General features: G+C 64.6%; 13 protein-coding genes. 11 read left to right on the forward strand and 2 right to left on the reverse strand.

What is annotated here, in order from left to right; translation table 11 throughout:
• Window positions 1-300: 300 nt before the first annotated feature.
• Together BW11_RS03725 and BW11_RS03730 are read left to right on the forward strand one after the other, a co-directional pair.
• Window positions 301-924, forward strand: coding sequence for a M23 family metallopeptidase (locus BW11_RS03725; protein WP_140444718.1), 624 nt, complete (start codon window positions 301-303; stop codon window positions 922-924).
• Between the two features lie 21 nt (window positions 925-945).
• The gene (locus tag BW11_RS03730; protein ID WP_140444719.1) at window positions 946-2,760 is read left to right on the forward strand and encodes a long-chain fatty acid--CoA ligase; all 1,815 of its coding nucleotides are present in this window, start codon (window positions 946-948) and stop codon (window positions 2,758-2,760) included.
• A 61-nt stretch (window positions 2,761-2,821) separates the two neighbouring features.
• On the opposite strand, the gene BW11_RS03735 is transcribed toward BW11_RS03730, so the two are convergent.
• The gene (locus BW11_RS03735) at window positions 2,822-4,882 is read right to left on the reverse strand and encodes a long-chain fatty acid--CoA ligase (protein WP_140444720.1); all 2,061 of its coding nucleotides are present in this window, start codon (window positions 4,880-4,882) and stop codon (window positions 2,822-2,824) included.
• A 214-nt stretch (window positions 4,883-5,096) separates the two neighbouring features.
• Here BW11_RS03735 and BW11_RS03740 point away from each other — a divergent pair, with 214 nt between their 5' ends.
• From BW11_RS03740 to BW11_RS03755, 4 genes are all read left to right on the forward strand, one after another.
• Entirely contained in the window at window positions 5,097-6,269 is a 1,173-nt protein-coding gene (locus tag BW11_RS03740; protein WP_140444721.1) for an NAD(P) transhydrogenase subunit alpha, read from the forward strand.
• A gap of 15 nt (window positions 6,270-6,284) precedes the next feature.
• Entirely contained in the window at window positions 6,285-6,584 is a 300-nt protein-coding gene (locus BW11_RS03745) for an NAD(P) transhydrogenase subunit alpha (RefSeq protein WP_043163752.1), read from the forward strand.
• Window positions 6,585-8,009, forward strand: a complete 1,425-nt coding sequence (locus BW11_RS03750; protein WP_043163754.1) for an NAD(P)(+) transhydrogenase (Re/Si-specific) subunit beta — start codon at window positions 6,585-6,587, stop codon at window positions 8,007-8,009. It abuts the gene before it with no gap.
• 199 nt (window positions 8,010-8,208) lie between these two features.
• A complete protein-coding gene (locus BW11_RS03755) occupies window positions 8,209-10,446 on the forward strand; it encodes a glycoside hydrolase family 36 protein (protein ID WP_181162495.1) in 2,238 nt (745 codons plus the stop codon).
• Window positions 10,447-10,486: 40 nt separating this feature from the next.
• On the opposite strand, the gene BW11_RS03760 is transcribed toward BW11_RS03755, so the two are convergent.
• On the reverse strand, window positions 10,487-11,485 hold the full coding sequence (locus BW11_RS03760; RefSeq protein WP_140444722.1) for an alpha/beta hydrolase: 999 nt from the start codon (window positions 11,483-11,485) through the stop codon (window positions 10,487-10,489).
• 255 nt (window positions 11,486-11,740) lie between these two features.
• On the opposite strand from BW11_RS03760, the gene BW11_RS03765 reads away from it, so the two are divergent.
• From BW11_RS03765 to lepA, 5 genes are all read left to right on the forward strand, one after another.
• Entirely contained in the window at window positions 11,741-12,370 is a 630-nt protein-coding gene (locus BW11_RS03765) for a 50S ribosomal protein L25/general stress protein Ctc (protein WP_140444723.1), read from the forward strand.
• A 252-nt stretch (window positions 12,371-12,622) separates the two neighbouring features.
• The gene (locus tag BW11_RS03770) at window positions 12,623-13,750 is read left to right on the forward strand and encodes a branched-chain amino acid aminotransferase (protein WP_140444724.1); all 1,128 of its coding nucleotides are present in this window, start codon (window positions 12,623-12,625) and stop codon (window positions 13,748-13,750) included.
• A 573-nt stretch (window positions 13,751-14,323) separates the two neighbouring features.
• Window positions 14,324-15,100 carry a trimeric intracellular cation channel family protein gene (locus BW11_RS03775; protein ID WP_181162480.1) on the forward strand — a complete coding sequence of 259 codons (777 nt, stop codon included), beginning with the start codon at window positions 14,324-14,326 and terminating at the stop codon, window positions 15,098-15,100.
• 101 nt (window positions 15,101-15,201) lie between these two features.
• Window positions 15,202-15,462, forward strand: a complete 261-nt coding sequence (rpsT, locus tag BW11_RS03780; protein WP_140444725.1) for a 30S ribosomal protein S20 — start codon at window positions 15,202-15,204, stop codon at window positions 15,460-15,462.
• Between the two features lie 161 nt (window positions 15,463-15,623).
• Window positions 15,624-17,504, forward strand: a complete 1,881-nt coding sequence (gene lepA, locus BW11_RS03785; RefSeq protein WP_140444726.1) for a translation elongation factor 4 — start codon at window positions 15,624-15,626, stop codon at window positions 17,502-17,504.
• The last annotated feature ends 48 nt before the right edge of the window (window positions 17,505-17,552 follow it).

Below are 17,552 nucleotides of genomic sequence, written 5' to 3' on the forward strand. Positions count from 1 at the left end.
TTCATCCACATTCTCCGTTCGACTGGATTCCTCCCGGTCTTCGTGTGCATCGTGGACGGGACCATCCATCGATGGGGACCATCCATCACGTGGCAAAGGAGCCCGATTATGAACACCATGAACCCACTGCGTCGTATATACGACGCATGCAAGGCATATATGACGCAAGCAGGTCGCGATCGTCGCGATCGTCGAGGTCGATCGGATGAGAGGAACGACGAACGTCGACGCCGCGGAGAACGTCGGTATCACGGATCCGGTCCGAATCACGGTCCCGGTGAAGGAGGCAATGGAGGAGGCATGGGCCCCAGACGACGTCTCATGGCGGCGATGCTGACGGCAACGGGGATGATGACGCTGATGATGACGACGATCCCGGCCGGCGAGATCGCACTGGCGAATGCGGCATCATCCGGCATGTCATCCGGCAACGGCGATGACAACGGCGATGACGTCGGCGGCTCCATGGGTGCGTGCCGCGTTGGTATGGCCTGGCCGTTGGAAGCGCCCGTAGCCGTCGCCCCGTTCGACGCTCCCGACAGCCCATGGCTCGCCGGACATCGCGGCATCGATCTTGAGGCTCAGGAGGGGGATCGGCTGATCGCCCCGGCGCGGGGCGTCATCGCGTTCGCCGGCCAGGTCGCCGGCAAGCAGGTGGTCAGCATCCGCACCGACGACGGCCTCATCCTCACCTTCGAACCGGCGTCCACCGATCTGCCGGTCGGCACGGCGGTGACCCGCGGTGAGCCGTTCGGTCAGGTGGCGGTGGCGTCGGACCATTGCCATGACGGCTGTCTGCACTGGGGTGTTCGTCGAGGCAGACGCGACTATCTCGATCCGCAGCCGTTGACGGGCAGGCGACGCATCGGTCTCAAACCGGCCGTCCTTCCGTCGGGCTGGCTACAATCGGGGACGAAGCATTAGGTACAACTCGTAGGGGAGCATATGATCAAGGAATACCTGCGGCCGTTGGAACAGCCGATCGACACCGACGGCAATCTGTTCTCGATCCTCGATGACCGTGCCGCGCGTACGCCGGACAAGTCGCTCGTCGAATACAAGGATCCGAAGACCGGTGAATGGAAGTCGTTCACCGCCGTCGAATTCCGCGACAAGGTCATCGCCCTGGCCAAGGGACTGATCGCGCGCGGCGTCATGCCCGGCGACTGCGTGTCCGTGATCTCCAAGACCCGTTGGGAGTGGACCGCGCTCGACATGGCCATCATGTCCATCGGCGCGCTCACCGTGCCGGTGTACGAGACCAACTCGTCCGTGCAGGTGAGCACGATCTTCAACGATTCCAATGTGAAGATGGCCTTCGCCGAGAACGACATGCAGCGCGACAAGATCGAATCCGTGCGCGATCGTTGCCCGGATCTGGGCGACGTGTACGTCATCGATTTCGGTGCGCTCGACACCATCGAGGAGTACGGCAGGACCGTCACCGACGCGGAGTTCCGCGAACGCGAGCAGGCGGTGCGCGGCACCGATCTGGCGACCATCGTGTACACGTCAGGATCCACCGGAACGCCGAAGGGCATCGAGCTGAGCCATGGCAACTTCCTGTTCATCACCTACTCCGGCGTGCGTTCGATGCCGGACATCGCGATGCCGGAATACGCGCGTCTGTGGCTGTTCCTGCCGCTTGCGCACGTCTTCGCCCGGTACATGCAGTTCTTCTGCTTCGCCGGCAACGTCACGCTGGGCCTGTCCGGCAACCTGAAGACGATCCTGGCCGACTTCGCCGCATTCAAGCCGACGTTCATCCTCGCCGTGCCGCGCATCTTCGAGAAGATCTACAACGCCGCCTCGCAGAAGGCAGGCGCGGGTCTCAAGGGCCGCGTCTTCGCGGGCGCCACCGGCGTCGCGCGCGAGTGGAGCGTCGCCCAGCAGTCCGGGGACCCGATCCCGTTCTGGCTGGGCGTCAGGCATGCGGCGTACTCCAAGCTCGTCTACAAGTCGATCATGCAGGTGTTCGGCGGCCACGTCGAATACGCGGTGTGCGGCGGCGCCCCGCTCGACAAGTCGATCGCGCACTTCTTCAACGGCATCGGCCTGCCGCTGCTCGAGGGCTATGGCATGACCGAGACCTGCGCGCCGGCCTCCGTCAATCCGACCTCCGGCTATAGGATCGGCACGATCGGCCTGCCGATGCAGGGCACCGCGGTCGGCATCGCCGAGGACGGCGAACTGTGCATCAAGAGTCCCGCCGTGTGCGTCGGCTACCATAACCATCCGGAGATCACCGCACAGCAGATCGTCGACGGATGGCTGCACACCGGTGACCTGGGCTCGCTCGACGATGACGGCTTCGTCACCGTGACCGGCCGCAAGAAGGACCTCATCATCACGGCCGGCGGCAAGAACGTCAGCCCCGGTGAGCTCGAGGCGTCGGTGATGACCTCGCCGGTCGTCAACCAATGCGTGGTCGTCGGCGACCGCAAGCCGTTCATCGCCGCGATCATCGCACTCGATCTGGCCGAGACGAACGCATGGCTGGAATCGCAGGGAGCCGCACCGTGCAGGGATCTGGCCGAGGCCTCGAGGAACCCGATCGTGCACGCGGAGGTCGAACGTGCCGTCAACCAGGCGGACGAGCTGGTCTCCCGCGCGGAATCGATCCGCAAGTTCGAGATCGTGCCCGACGACTTCACCGAGGACAACGGTCTGGTCACCGCGTCGATGAAGGCCCGCCGTGAGGCGATCACCGAACGCTACCGCGACCTCATCGACAACGTGATCTACGCCGGCAAGCGCTGAATCGCAACAATAAAGCCCCCTCGTCACGAGGGGGCTTTGCCGTATGGAAGACCGTCAGCCGTCACTGACGCGGGGCGGTCTTCTTCGTGTACATCTGCGTGGCGAGCAGCGTGGCGTAGCGCTTGATCACCTTCGGACGGATGACCTTCAGAGACGCGGTCATCAGCCCGTTCTCCTGCGTGAACTCCTCGGGCAGGATGATGAACTTGCGCACGGACTCGGCGCGGGAGACTCCCTCGTTGGCCTGATCGACCCACTTCTGCACTTCGGCGCGCACGGCCGCGTTGTTGGCCGCGTCCTCCATCGACATGTTGCGGTCCAGTCCCTTGGCCTCGAGCCACGGGCGCAGCGTCTCCTCGTCAAGCGTGATCAGCGCGGAGATGAACGGACGCTTGTCGCCCAGCACCAGCGCCTGCGAGACGATCTCGCAACGCTGGATGACCTCCTCGATCGGACCGGGCGCCACGTTCTTGCCGCCGGCGGTGATGATGAGATCCTTCTTGCGTCCGGTGATGTACAGGAAGCCGTCGTTGTCGAGTCGGCCCAGATCGCCGGTCATATGCCAGCCGTCCGGCGTGAACGCGTTCTCGGTGGCCTCGTCGTTCTTGTGGTAGCGATGGAACACCACCGGGCCGGCCACCTGAATCTCGCCGTCCTCGGCGATGCGAAGCCTGAAGCTCGGGAACGGAATGCCGACCGAACCCTCGTGGAACGGCACGCCCAGCGGGTTGAACGCGCACGGGGCGGTCGTCTCGGTCAGACCGTAGCCCTCGTACACCGGCACGTTCGCGCCGCGGAAGAAGGCGAGCAGCTCGGGGTCGAGCGGCGCGCCGCCGGTGACGATCCAGCGCATGCGTCCGCCGAGCACCTCGCGCAGCGACTTGTAGACGATCGGGTCGAAGGAGGAGCGGCGCATCGCGGTGAGCGCACCGGCCTTGCCGTTCTCGCTGACCTCCTTCATGTACTTCTGCGCGGAGGTCACGGCGGCGGCGAACAGCATGCCCTTGGCACCGTGTCCGGCCTTCTGCGAGGCCGCGTTGTACACCTTCTCCAGCACGCGCGGCACGACGATCATCACGGTGGGCCTGGCGACCTGAAGATCGGTGAGCAGCGTCTTGATGCCGGTGGCGATGTAGATGCGCAGGTCGCTGGCCACGCAGATGTAGTTGATCGCACGGGCGAACGTGTGCGCCTGCGGCAGGAAGAGCAGGATGGATCCGTGCTTGTCGTTCTTGAGCAGGTCGGGCATGTAGTCGCGCAGATTGAACGCATCGGTGCAGTAGTTCTCGTGGGTCATTTCGACGCCCTTCGGGGCGGAGGTGGATCCGGAGGTGTAGATGATCGAGCACAGGTCGGTCTTGCGCAGGGAGTCGATGCGCTCGTCGAGCTCCTCGTCGCTCACCGAATCGCCGTATGCGGCGATCTCGTCGAGGCCGCCGGTCTCGATGCATACGATCTGCTCGAGCGAGGGGCACTCCTCGATCGCCCCGTCCGCCTTGTCGCGCATCGCCGTGTCCTGGACGATGAGCAGACGGGCGTCGGAGTTGTTGACGATGTTGCGGATCTGCTCGGCCGAATCGGTGTCGTAGATGGAGGCGAGCACGCCGCCGCACGCCATGATCGCCGCGTCGGCCAGATCCCACTCGTAGGAGGTGCGGCACATGAACGCGACCGCATCGCCCTTCTTCAATCCGTAGTGCAGCAGGCCCTTGGCCACCTTGCGCACTTCGACGAGGAACTCGTTGGCGGTCTTCGAGACCCACTCGCCGTTTTCCTTGTACGTGTACAGCGGCTCGTCGCCCATGCGGCGCGCACGGTCCTCGTAGATGCTGTAGATCGTCGTGTGATCGTCGAGCGGCGGATTGCCGGCGGTCTCGGAGGTGAGCAGACCGGTCTTCTCGTCGATGAAGGTGGTGGTCGGGTATCCCGGGCCCCACTCGTCGGTGTGCGGCAGGGTGATGTTCTCCTCGCGGGAGATGCCCTCCTGGGCCTCGTCCTCGGAGACGTAGTCGGGCTCCATACCCGAATCGTCACCCACCGGGTGCACGAAATCGGTGCCGAGACGCAACGCCTTCCGCGTGATGTTCGTGGTCTGCTGTTTCAACGTGGAGAAAACCGACACGTGACGCTCCTTGCCAATGCTGCTATGTCCTGTCTCAACCAAGCCAGTGTAGCCGTCACGTCGCGACACGTCACCTTACGGTAGCGTAGGGAAAACGCCGGTGGGAAGCCCGTTTGACGGATGATATCCGGGCGCGGCGCGCTTTTTCGATTACACTGGTCGGCGTATGGCCAGTTATGGTGCTGGCCTGAAGCCAATGTCAGAAAGGGCTCTCATGGCTGGAAGCAAGGAAGCCACGGTGGCTTTCGGTGTGCTCAGCGAGACGTCGGATGTCGAATCCCGCGTCGCGCTGACCCCGGATATCGTCACCAGACTAGGGCGGAGCGGGGTCTCCTGCCTGATCGAAGGCGGCGCGGGCGCCGCCGCGCACTATACGGATGATGACTACACGAAGGCGGGCGCGACCGTCGCGACGCGGGACGAGGTGATCGCCGGGGCCGATGTGCTTGGATTCGTCGACAGGCCCGACGCCGATACGCTCGCCAAACTTCGTGAGGGACAGTGGGTGATCGGCATGCTCGGCTCGTTCACCGACGCCGAATACGTCGCCGCGCTCGAGGGCGCGGGCCTCGTCGGCGTCGCCATGGAGAGGCTGCCCCGCCAGCTCTCAAGCGCGCAGTCGATGGACGAGATGACCTCCCAGAACTCGGTGATGGGCTACAAGGCCGCGATCCTCGCCGCCGACGCCTACGGCTCGTTCCTGCCGATGATGACCACCGCCGCGGGAACGATCCGCCCGGCCAAGGCGCTCGTGCTCGGCGCCGGCATCGCCGGTCTGCAGGCCATCGGCACGTTGCGCCGTCTCGGCGCGGTCGTCACCGCCTACGACGTGCGCCCCGCCTCCAAGGGCGAGGTCGAGTCGCTGGGCGCGAAGTTCCTCGATCTGGGACTCGACTTCTCCAAGGGTCAGGGCGAGGGCGGATACGCGCGCGCCCTGACCCCCGAGGAGCAGGCGCAGCAGCAGGCCGCCGTCGATGAGAAGGCCGCCGGCTTCGACATCGTCATCACCACTGCGAAGGTTCCGGGCAGGAAGCCCCCGGTGCTGCTCACCAAGGCCGGCGTCGACGGGCTCAAGCGTGGCGCCGTCATCGTCGACTGCGCGGCATCCGATCTCGGCGGCAATGTCGAGGGATCCGCGGTCGGCACGCACGTGACCGACGGGGGAGTCACCATCATCGGAGCCCCCTATCTGGCTTCGGGAGTGGCGACCACCGCCTCCAACCTGCTCTCTCGTAACGTGGCCGACGTGCTCGCCCACTTCGTGCGCGACGGCAGGCTTGCGCAGGACCTTAATGAGGAGCTGGATTCCGCGCTGATCGTGGCGGGACGCGTCGAGGCGCCGACGCCCTCGGCGTCCGGAGCGTCCGCGGCGGAAGAGAAGAAGTAAAGGAAGGGGATAAGGATGCCTACGCTCGTCGTTTCCATCACACTGTTCGTACTCGCCCTGCTCATCGGCATCGAGGTGATCGGCAAGGTGCCCGCCACCCTGCATACGCCGCTCATGTCCGGAGCGAACTCCATCCACGGCATCGTCATCGTCGGCGTAGTGATCGTCGCCGCCGAGGCCAACTCGCCGCTCGCCTACGCGTTCATCTTCCTCGCCGCTGTACTCGGCACGATGAACGTCGTCGGCGGCTACGTGGTCACCGATCGCATGCTCGAGATGTTCAAGTCCAACAAGAAGAAGGGGGAGGAGAAGTAAATGGCCTCCGCAACCGTGGGAACCATCGACATCGTCGCATGGTTCGTCTATCTGTTCTCCGCCGTCATGTTCGTGGTGGGTCTGCACTTCATGAACTCGCCCAAGACCGCGCGCAAGGGCAACCAGATCTCCGCGTTCGGCATGGTCGTCGCCGTGCTCATGGCGTTCATCGTGCTGTTCGCCAAGGGCTTTATCAACACGATCGCCGTCGTCGTGCTCGTCGTCGGCATCGCCATCGGCGCGATCGCCGGCGTCGTGTCCGCCAAGAAGGTCAAGATGACCGACATGCCGCAGCTCGTCTCCGTGTTCAACACGGTCGGCGGCGGCGCGGCCGCCCTCGTGGCCCTGAACGACATCCTCACCAAGGAGGGGCTGCCGGACATCGTGGTGCTCATCACCGCGGGCCTGGGCATCCTCATCGGCTCCGTGACGTTCACCGGCTCGCTCATCGCCGCCGGCAAGCTGCAGGGCATCAGGTGGGTCAAGAAGCTCGCCCTGCCCGGCAAGGGCGTATGGAACGTGCTGTTCGCCGTGCTGTCCATCGCCGCTCTCGTCATGCTGTGCGTCCAGCCCGAGCAGCGACTCCTGTGGTCGATTCTGACCACCGTGTTCGCCCTCGCCTACGGTCTGGTGTTCGTCATCCCGATCGGCGGCGCCGACATGCCCGTCGTCATCTCCGTGCTCAACGCCTGCACCGGTACGGCCGTGGCCATGTCCGGCCTCGCCATCGACAACGTGGCTCTGATCGTCGCCGGTGCGCTCGTCGGCTCGGCCGGCGTGACCCTGTCCATCCTCATGGCCCAGGCCATGAACCGTCCGCTGATCTCCGTCCTCGCCGGCGGCTTCGGCGGTGGCTCGGGTGCCGCGGCCGCGGGCGAGGGCCCCGAGGGCACGATGAAGGAGACCTCGCCGGACGACCTCGCCGTCCAGCTCGTCTACGCCGAGAAGGTCATCTTCGTGCCGGGCTTCGGCCTCGCCCAGGCGCAGGCCCAGCGCGAGCTCGCCGACCTCGGCGAGCTGCTCAAGGCCCACGGCGTCGAGGTCTCCTACGCGATCCACCCGGTGGCCGGCCGTATGCCGGGCCACATGAACGTGCTGCTCGCTGAGGCCAACGTGCCCTACGAGGAGCTGGTGGACCTCGAGGAGATCAACCCGCAGTTCCCGCAGGCCAATGTGGCCCTGGTCGTCGGCGCGAACGATGTGACCAACCCGGCCGCACGCCGCCCCGGCACCCCGGTCTCCGGTATGCCGATCCTCGACGTGGACAAGGCGCAGAACGTGGTCGTCATGAAGCGCGGCCGCGGCATGGGCTACGCCGGCATCCAGAACGAGCTCTACTTCGAGGACAACACGCAGATGCTGTTCGGCGACGCGAAGAAGAGCCTGCAGGCCGTCATCGCCGCCGTCAAGGAACTGCTGGCGTAGGGGAGGCTGGGCGGATAATCGGCAACTTGACAATCGACTCGTGAGCAAAGGAGACTGGGTGGTCGGTCGGCAGGGAAATACGGGTCTCGTGGTGCGGGACGCGCAGGGACGATTCGTATGGGGCAATGGCGTGATATCGCTGGCGTTCGTGGCAACCTCGGATGCGCCGGTGCGGCTGGTCGGCGCGTCGGGGCGCGGCATGCCGGCGCTCGCCGAAGAGACCACCGTGGATCAGCGTGATCCGCGGTCGATCGTGGAGGTGCGTGCTGCCGATACGGGTTCGAACGACAACCGGCTTGCGCTGATCGCCACGGTCGCCGGGTCGAAGCTGCGGTTCGTCGAGGCGCGGACGGAAGTGACCGATGACGGCGGTGCCGAACCGTACCGGCTGGAGATCATGCAGTATGCGCCGTACGACCAGCTGATGCCGGGCGGCCGGCCGACTGGAGCCGACAATCCCGCGGTGGACGATCAGTCCGAGGCGGGTGTAGGTGCCCGCACGGGCTCCGCCGTCGTTTCCTCGACGGTTCTCGACGACGGTCTGGTCGTCACCTCTGTGTTCGAGGCATATCCGGGGCTGTCCGCGGTACGTACGTACACGGTGGTGCACTCGGCGAAGCCGTTCCCCGTCGAGGCGGTCTCGTCGCTGAATCTCACGCTGCCGATGGATCCTGCCGGAGCCACGGTCGACGCATCCCGTCTGTACTGGGGTGACAGCGCATGGGCCGTGGAGAACGACTGGCACTGCGCGCCGTTGCGCGACACCGCGGTGCGTGACCGCAACCAGATCATCAACCCGGGCGAGTCCAGTTCACGGTTCGCGCTGAGTTCGGCCTCGACCTGGTCCACCGGCGTACACCAGCCGGTGGGCATCGTCGAGGCGCTGTCCGCGAAGGACGATGATCCGGCCTTCTGTGTGATGTGGCAGATCGAACATAACGGCGCATGGGAATGGGAGGTCGGCGAGAACGATCCCGGTCTGCACATCACCGCATTCGGCCCCGAATATCGGGATCATCATTGGTGCACCATGCTGGGGGAGAACAACGACTTCACCAGCGTGCCGGTCTCGTTCGCACTTGCCGCGGGGGATTGGCAGCGGGCCGTCGCCGAAATGACGCTGCAGCGTCGCGCCCTGCGCCGCGCGAAGGCGGCCGAGCTGGGACGCGAAACGGAGTTCGAGCATACGCAGGGACTGGTGATCTACAACGACTACATGAACACGCTGTTCGGCGACCCGCGTCTCGACAAGGAGCTGCCGCTGATCGAAGGAGCCGCCAAGGCCGGTGCGGACGTGTTCTGCATCGACGCCGGCTGGTACGACAGCACCGACGGTGGCTGGTGGGACATGGTCGGCGAATGGGAGCCGTCCGCGAACCGTTTCGGCACTGCCGGTCTGGAGGGGATCGCGCGCACCATCCGCGAGCACGGCATGGGTCTGGGCCTGTGGCTCGAGCCGGAGGTGATCGGCGTCAAATCGCCGTTGGCACAATCGCTTCCGGATGAGGCGTTCTTCACCCGTCACGGTGTGCGTGTGTGCGATTCCGGTCGGTATCTGCTCGATTTCCGTTCCGCGGCTGCCCGAGAGCACGTCACGCGCACCGTTGATCGGCTGATCGACGAATTCGGTGCGGTGTTCTTCAAATTCGACTACAACACGGTGCCGGGCACCGGTACCGATCGCGATGCCGAATCGGTCGGCGGCGGACTGCTCGCCCATTGTCGTGCGTATCTCGACTGGCTGGACGATCTGCGCCGTCGCCATCCGGACGTGATGATCGAGAACTGCGGTTCGGGTGCGATGCGCGCCGACTATGCGCAGCTGTCCAGGCTCGATCTGCAATCGACCTCCGACCAGTGTGATCCGCTGATCTACGCCGCCATTGCGGCGGGGGCCGGATTGACGATCCTGCCCGAACAGCAGGGCAATTGGGGCTACGCGCAGCAGGAGATGGACGACGAGACCGCCGTGCTCACTCTGGCGACCGGCGTGCTCGGCAGACTGTACCTATCCGGATTCATCAACCGCATGGACGATACGAGGCTCGCACTGGTGCGTGACGCGATCACACTGCATCGACGCGTACTCGCCGAACAGGAACGACTGGTACCGTGGTGGCCCGCCGGCTTGCCCGATTTCAACGATGACTGGCTGGTCTCCGGGCTGCGGCCCACGCCTGCCGCGGCGGGTGATGATGACGGTGACGTTTCATCCTATGTGACGGTGTGGCGTCGCGCAGGCGATTCCTTCGTTGACATCGAGGTGCAGGAATCCGCCGCGATACGTCAGATCTTCCCCGATCCCGCGCTGCAGGAACATGCACCGGACGCGGTGCCATGGACTGTCGAACGCCTCGACGCCGACACCGTGCGTGTCCATGCGGCCGACATCGACCGGCCTTCGGCCCGCATCTTCGTGGTTGCCCCGGCGAAGTAGCATCCGCGCCCAAGGAGCTGTATTCATCCCTACGGTATTCCTACAGCCCGAACACCCGTTCCACGAACGCCGTGACCCGGCTCCAATAGAGATCGGGATCAGTGCTCGCGCTCATCGCATGACCCGCGCCGGGCACGAGCAGGCGTTCGCGGTCGGGGCCGGCGCACGCCGCGATGTTGCGGTCGAGGAACCCCGGATCCACGAAGGTGTCCGCGGCGCCGTGGATGAACATCATCGGAATGATCGTGTGCCGCAGCGAGGCGACGCTCGACGCCTCCTTGAATCCGTATCCGGCCCTCCTCCGCGCGATCGCGGACATCGCGGAGACGACCGGCACGCCCATCCAGCGATACGGCAGATGGTACATGTGCTTCGCATTGAACAGGAACTGGTCCCACACCGACGTGTAGCCGCAGTCCTCGATCGCCGCGACCACGTTACGCGGCAGCTGCGGCTCGCCGGTGGTCATCATCACCGTCGCGGCCCCCATCGATACACCCTGCAGCAGGATGCGCGCCTCCGGATCGCTTGCGACGATGAGCGTGATCCATCCCATGAGATCGCGACGCTCCAGCCATCCCATGCCGATGTAGCGGCCCTCGCTCCTCTCGTGACACCGCTGCGCGGGCACGAGCACGGTGAATCCCATGCGCGCGAAGCGATGCGCATACTTCGCCATCTCCGCCGGCCCTCCGGTGTATCCATGCATGGTGATCGCATACAGATGCGGGGCGGGGGAGGCGCAGTCCGGGTCGAACAGCCATCCGTTGAGCTTCAGGCCATCCTCGCTGCGCAGGCAGACCGGCTGCTTCGCCGTCTCGAACCAACGGGCGGCCTCCGCCTCCTCGGCGGAATCGCGATGCGGCGTCTCGAGATACGGGGCCGCGGCCGGAGCCGACATCAGACGCTCCATCCAATGCGAGTATTTGACGTCCAACGACAGGCGGAACATCAGCTCGGCCGTCGACAGCAATCCCGCGCCAAGGACTCCGGCCGCGACGCCGGACCCGATAAGCGCGTCTCTGGTGATTCGCTTCATCGCAACTCGATTCCCTCGAAGCAACATCAATCCCCTCCAGTCTAGTCGCTACCGGTACCTTGTCCCGTCCCCGGATATACTTGATTGCTGTTGCTTTGGCGAGGGAGAAGCAGTCCCCAAGGGGCCGCTCCTCCGTTATCGACTCGGCGTGAATACCTTCCCTCCTTAGGGGATCGTTCTGCGGCGCGTCGTGGCGTCAAACAAGACAGAACGACAAGTGACACAACACTGTTAACCAACCTAAGGAGTCCAGCAATGGCCAACAAGATCACCCTCAACGGTGAAGTCCGTAACGAGTTCGGCAAGGGCGTTGCCCGCCGTATGCGCGTCGCCAAGCGCATCCCCGCCACCATCTACGCCGGTGGCGCCGAGCCGAAGTTCATCACCCTCCCGATGAAGGAGACCACCAACGCCCTGCGCCACACCAACGCCCTGTTCGAGCTGACCTTCGGCGAGGACAAGGCCATGGCCGTCGTCAAGGACGTCCAGCGCAACCCCGTCAAGCGCATCGTCGAGCACATCGACTTCTACGAGGTCAAGGCCGGCGAGAAGATCGACGTCGAGGTGCCGGTCTTCGTCGAGGGCACCCCGAAGGGCGCCGCCGTCGCGTTCGTCGACATCCAGGAGCTCAAGGTCCGCGCCGATGTCGCCAACCTGCCGGAGAAGATCGTCATCAACGTCGACGGCCTGGCCGACGGCGCCAAGGTGTTCGCCAAGGACGTCGTCCTGCCGGAGGGCGCCGAGCTGGACATCGAGGATCCGGAGGAGTCCGTCGTCTCCGTCGAGGTTCCGGAGGACGCCACCGAGTCCACCGCCGCCTCGGAGGCCGCTCCGGCTGCCGACGCCGCTGCCGCTCCGGCTGCGGACGCCGCTGCCGCCAAGTGATCGATGCCGGAGCGAATCCGGCCGACGACATGACGGGTCTCGCGCCCGTCGTGCCACATGAGATCGATATCGAATCGACCCGCGACCTTGAACCGTCGCGGGTCTTTTCATCTCTTTTCAGAATGTGAACCAGACCATATTCTGGATGACGGGATGTGACAAAGTATCCCTCAGCACCGTGTGCCACGAGCGCGCGACCGAATCTTCGCAACGAACACCGCCTCCGGCGGCCTGATACCAAAAGAAGTGAACATGACTGAAAACACGCATCACGATCCTGCGGAACTCGACAAGCTTGCCGAGCCCTTCACCGTACTGCCGAACGAGAACCCCGCATCCGACGCCAAGCGTCAGGAGCTGATCGACAAGCCGGCGTTCGGACAGGTCTTCTCCGATAACATGACCCACATGACCTGGACCAAGGGCGAGGGATGGTCCGATCGTCGCGTCGAGCCGTACGCACCGCTCAAGCTGGACCCGGGCGCCTCCGTGCTGCACTACGCGCAGGAGGTCTTCGAGGGCCTCAAGGCGTACCGCCACGCCGACGGCTCCACCTGGCTGTTCCGCCCGGACGCGAACGCCGAGCGTTTCCAGAACTCCGCCAAGCGCCTCTACCTGCCTGAGCTGTCCATCGACGACTTCCTCGGCTCCGTCGCCGCGCTCGTCAAGCGTGACGTCAACTGGGTGCCGTCCCGTCGCGAATACACGCTGTACATGCGTCCGTTCATGTTCGCCTCCGAGCCGTTCCTCGGCGTGCGCGCCCCGCAGGAGGTCGACTACTGCGTGATCGCCTCCCCGTCCGGTCCGTACTTCCCGGGCGGCGTCAAGCCCGTGAGCATCTGGGTCGAGGACAAGTGGTTCCGCACCGGCCCCGGCGGCACCGGCTTCGCCAAGTGCGGCGGCAACTACGCCGCCTCCCTGCTCGGCGAGTACACCGGCATCGACAACGGATGCCAGCAGGTGTGCTTCGTCGACGCCGCCACGAAGACCTACCTTGAGGAGCTCGGCGGCATGAACATGATGGTCGTGCACAAGGACGGCCACGTGGAGACCCCGTCCCTGACCGGCAACATCCTGCCGGGTGTGACCCGTCGCTCCCTGATCCAGCTCATGCAGGACCGCGGCATCGACGTCGTCGAGACCATGATTCCGCTCAAGCAGCTGCTCGAGGACATCAAGTCCGGCGAGGTCACCGAGGTGTTCGCCTGCGGCACCGCCGCCATCATCACCCCGATCGGCCGCTTCAAGTCCAAGGACTTCGACGTGACCGTCGCCGGCGGCGAATCCGGCAAGCTCACCGTCGACCTGCGCGACGAGCTGCTCGGCATCCAGCTGGGCGAGCGTGAGGATCCGCACAACTGGATGTGGAAAGTGTGCTGAGATAGCCTAGGTTGCTTGGCTTGGGGACCCCTTGGAATCGCAATGGTTCCAAGGGGTCTTCGTGTATCTGGACAAGGTACGGGGAAGCCCTTCCGGGTAAAAGGCGGCGTTGGCCCCCGTGGTGTTGGTCCCCGGCGTCGGCCCCTGTGACGTCAGCCTCTGTGACGTTGGCCTCTTTGACGTCGGCCTCTGTGACGTCGGCCCCTGGTCAGCGTCACATATTCCCGGGATTTCTCCAGTGTTCGGTAAAAGGTGACGCTGGCTCCGGTGCAGCGTCACTTATTCCCGGGAGATGGGCTTATTTCGGGAATAAGTGACGCTGAGAGACGGAAATGGGGACGCAGATGGGAGGTATTGGGTGGAAGGTGCTCAACCCGACATCAGACCAGCCGGACCTGCGCACGATTATCGCCGTCCATAACGCCCGAGCCAGTTCGTTTCGCTGACATGTGGCATGCGGTCGGCTTGCGGAACGCGCCGGGGCGCCGGCGGCCTGTGGTAGCTTGTTGTGCGGTTCCATGAGGTTCCGTGTCCATGTGTCCATGAGGGTTTCACCGGAGGGAGGAAGACACCATGCAGCTGGCGCTGGAGAGCAACATGTTCTTCATGCTGGTGGAATACCTTGCGGTGTTCTGCTGCGGACTGGTCGGCGGACTTGCGGCCGTGCACAAGAACTACGACCTGTTCGCCATCCTCGTGACCGCGTGGCTGACCGCGTTGGGAGGCGGTATCCTGCGTGACGTGCTCCTCGAGGTGCCGCCGGTGGGCATCACCGACCGGTGGTCCGTGCTCTCCGCGCTGGCTTCCGGAGTCGCCATCGCCGTGCTGCACCTCGAGGTCGATAAGCTCAAATGGTCGATGCTGACCCTGGACGCGTTGGCGCTCGGCCTGTTCGCCGTGATCGGCACGTCCAAGGCCATGTATCTCGGCGCCTCCGGCATGACCTCGGTGTTTCTCGGCATGGCGACCGCGCTCGGCGGCGGATTGGTGCGCGACATGCTGCTCAACGACGTGCCGATGATCATCCGCGACAAGCACTGGTATGCCGTGCCCTCGGCCGTCGGATGCATCATCGACGTGTTCGTGTGCAAGGGGCGCATGGCCGGTCTGCTCAACGCGGAGCAGGAGATCGCGCTCGATCTGGTCATCATCGCCTTGGTCGTCGGCATGCGTCTGTCGTCGGTGATCTTCAACATCAAACTTCCCGGTGCGATGGAGCGCCATACCGTCTACCTGCCCGGCGAGGCCCGATACCTCAGGCGTCCGGACATCACTCCCCACAAGACAGATAAGGCCGGTGAGGGCCGACGTACGGGACATGATGACAAGCCCCGTCGGGGCGGAGACTGACGCCCGCAACGGCAGGGTGCGAGTGTCGCGTCGTTTATCCTCGCTGCGTGCTATCATCTACGTCTCGTATGTCCTTATAGCAAACGTCGTTTGGAGTTACATTGGCAAACATCAAGTCGCAGAAGAAGCGCGTCCTCACCAACGAGAAGGCGCACAAGCGTAACGTGGCCGTCAAGTCCGCGCTGAAGACCGCGATCCGCAACACCCGCAAGGCCATCGAGTCCGGTGACAAGGCCGCCGCCGAGGCCGCCTTCAAGGTCGCCGCCCAGAAGCTCGACAAGGCCGCCGGCGCCGGCGTGATCCACAAGAACCAGGCCGCGAACCGCAAGTCCGGCCTCGCCGTCGCGATCAACGCTCTGTGAGTGAACACCCGGTGATCCTGTAAGGGTGTGAGTCGCCGTCAACGGCGACATTGCCGTAAAGACCCCGTGAACCCGTCCGGTTCGCGGGGTCTTTCGCGTCGAGTACACTGGTTTCGTTTGACTTGAGTAAGGCTTGACAAGCAAGGTAGGAGGCACGTTCAGTGGTCAGCCAGCACAACCAGCCCGGTTCCACCGATCAGTCGTTGATCCGTAATTTCTGCATCATCGCGCACATCGACCACGGCAAGTCCACCGTGGCCGACCGCATCCTGCAGTTGAGCGGCATCGTGCCCGAACGCGAGATGCGAGACCGCTTCCTCGATCGCATGGACATCGAGCAGGAGCGCGGCATCACCATCAAATCGCAGGCCGTGCGCGTGCCGTGGACCTTCGACGGCACCGAATACACGCTTGGCATGATCGACACCCCCGGTCACGTCGACTTCACCTACGAGGTCTCCCGAGCGCTCGCCGCGTGCGAGGGCGCGGTCCTCCTCGTCGACGCCACGCAGGGCATCGAGGCGCAGACGCTGTCCAACCTGTACATGGCCGTCGACCACGACCTGACCATCATTCCGGTGCTCAACAAGATCGACCTGCCCAGCGCCGAACCGGACAAGCACGCCGAGGAGATCGCCGGTCTCATCGGCTGTGAGCCTAGCGATGTGCTGCGTGTCTCCGGCAAGACCGGCGAAGGAGTGGCGGACCTGCTCGACCGCATCGTCATGGAGGTCCCCGCGCCTCACGGCGACCCCGAGGCTCCGGCGCGAGCCCTGATCTTCGACTCCGTGTACGACTCCTACCGCGGCATCGTCACCTACATCCGTATGGAGGACGGCGAACTGCACGATCGCGAGAAGGTGCACATGATGGGCATCGGCATGACCCACGATCCGATCGAGATCGGCGTGATCAGCCCCGACATGACCCGCACCAAGGCGCTTGGCGCCGGCGAGGTCGGCTACATCATCACCGGCGCGAAGGACGTGAGCCAGTCCAAGGTCGGCGACACCCTGACCTCCGCCGTGCGCCCGGCCACCGAGCCGCTGCCCGGCTACCGCGACCCCAAGCCGATGGTGTACGCCGGCCTGTTCCCGATCGACAACGCCCAGTTCCCCGAGCTGCGCGACGCGCTCGACAAGCTCAAGCTCAACGACGCCGCGCTCATCTACACGCCGGAGACGTCCGTGGCGCTGGGCTTCGGTTTCCGCTGTGGCTTCTTGGGCCTGTTGCACATGGAGATCGTCAACGAACGTCTTTCCCGTGAGTTCGGCTTGGACCTCATCCAGACCGCCCCGAACGTCACCTACGACGTGACCGCCGAGGACGGTTCCGAGCATCACGTGACCAACCCGAGCGAGTTCCCGGACGGCAAGATCAAGAAGATCGTCGAGCCGATGGTCGCCGCCGACATCATCACCCCCAAGGAGTTCATCGGCTCGGTCATGGATCTGTGCCAGGATCACCGCGGCCAGATGGGCACGATGGAGTACATCTCCACCGATCGCGTCGAGATGCATTACCGCATCCCGCTCGCCGAGATCGTCTTCGACTTCTTCGACCAGCTGAAGTCCCGTACGAAGGGCTACGCCTCGCTCGACTATCACGAGGACGGCGAGCAGTCGGCCGACCTCGTCAAGGTCGACATCCTCATCCAGGGCGAGAAGGTCGACGCGTTCAGCGCCATCGTCCACCGCGACAAGGCGTACAGCTACGGCGTGATGATGACCAAGAAGCTGCGCGAGCTCATTCCGCGCCAGCAGTTCGAGATCCCGATTCAGGCTGCGATCGGCTCGCGCATCATCGCGCGCGAGAACATCCGCGCCTTGCGCAAGGATGTGCTCGCCAAGTGCTACGGCGGCGACATCACCCGTAAGCGCAAGCTCCTCGAGAAGCAGAAGGCCGGTAAGAAGCGCATGAAGATGCTCGGCCATGTCGAGGTGCCGCAGGAGGCGTTCATCGCCGCACTGTCCACAGGCGAGGACTCCAACGACCGGGACACTAAGGACAAGATCCGCGCCGCCCAGAAGACCGAAGGCTGAGCCGGAACGGATTCGCAAAACTTAGGCACTTTTATCGTTTCCTAGGCA

The organism is Bifidobacterium sp. UTCIF-38, assembly GCF_006454495.1.
Classification (GTDB): Bacteria; Actinomycetota; Actinomycetes; order Actinomycetales; family Bifidobacteriaceae; genus Bifidobacterium; species Bifidobacterium callitrichos.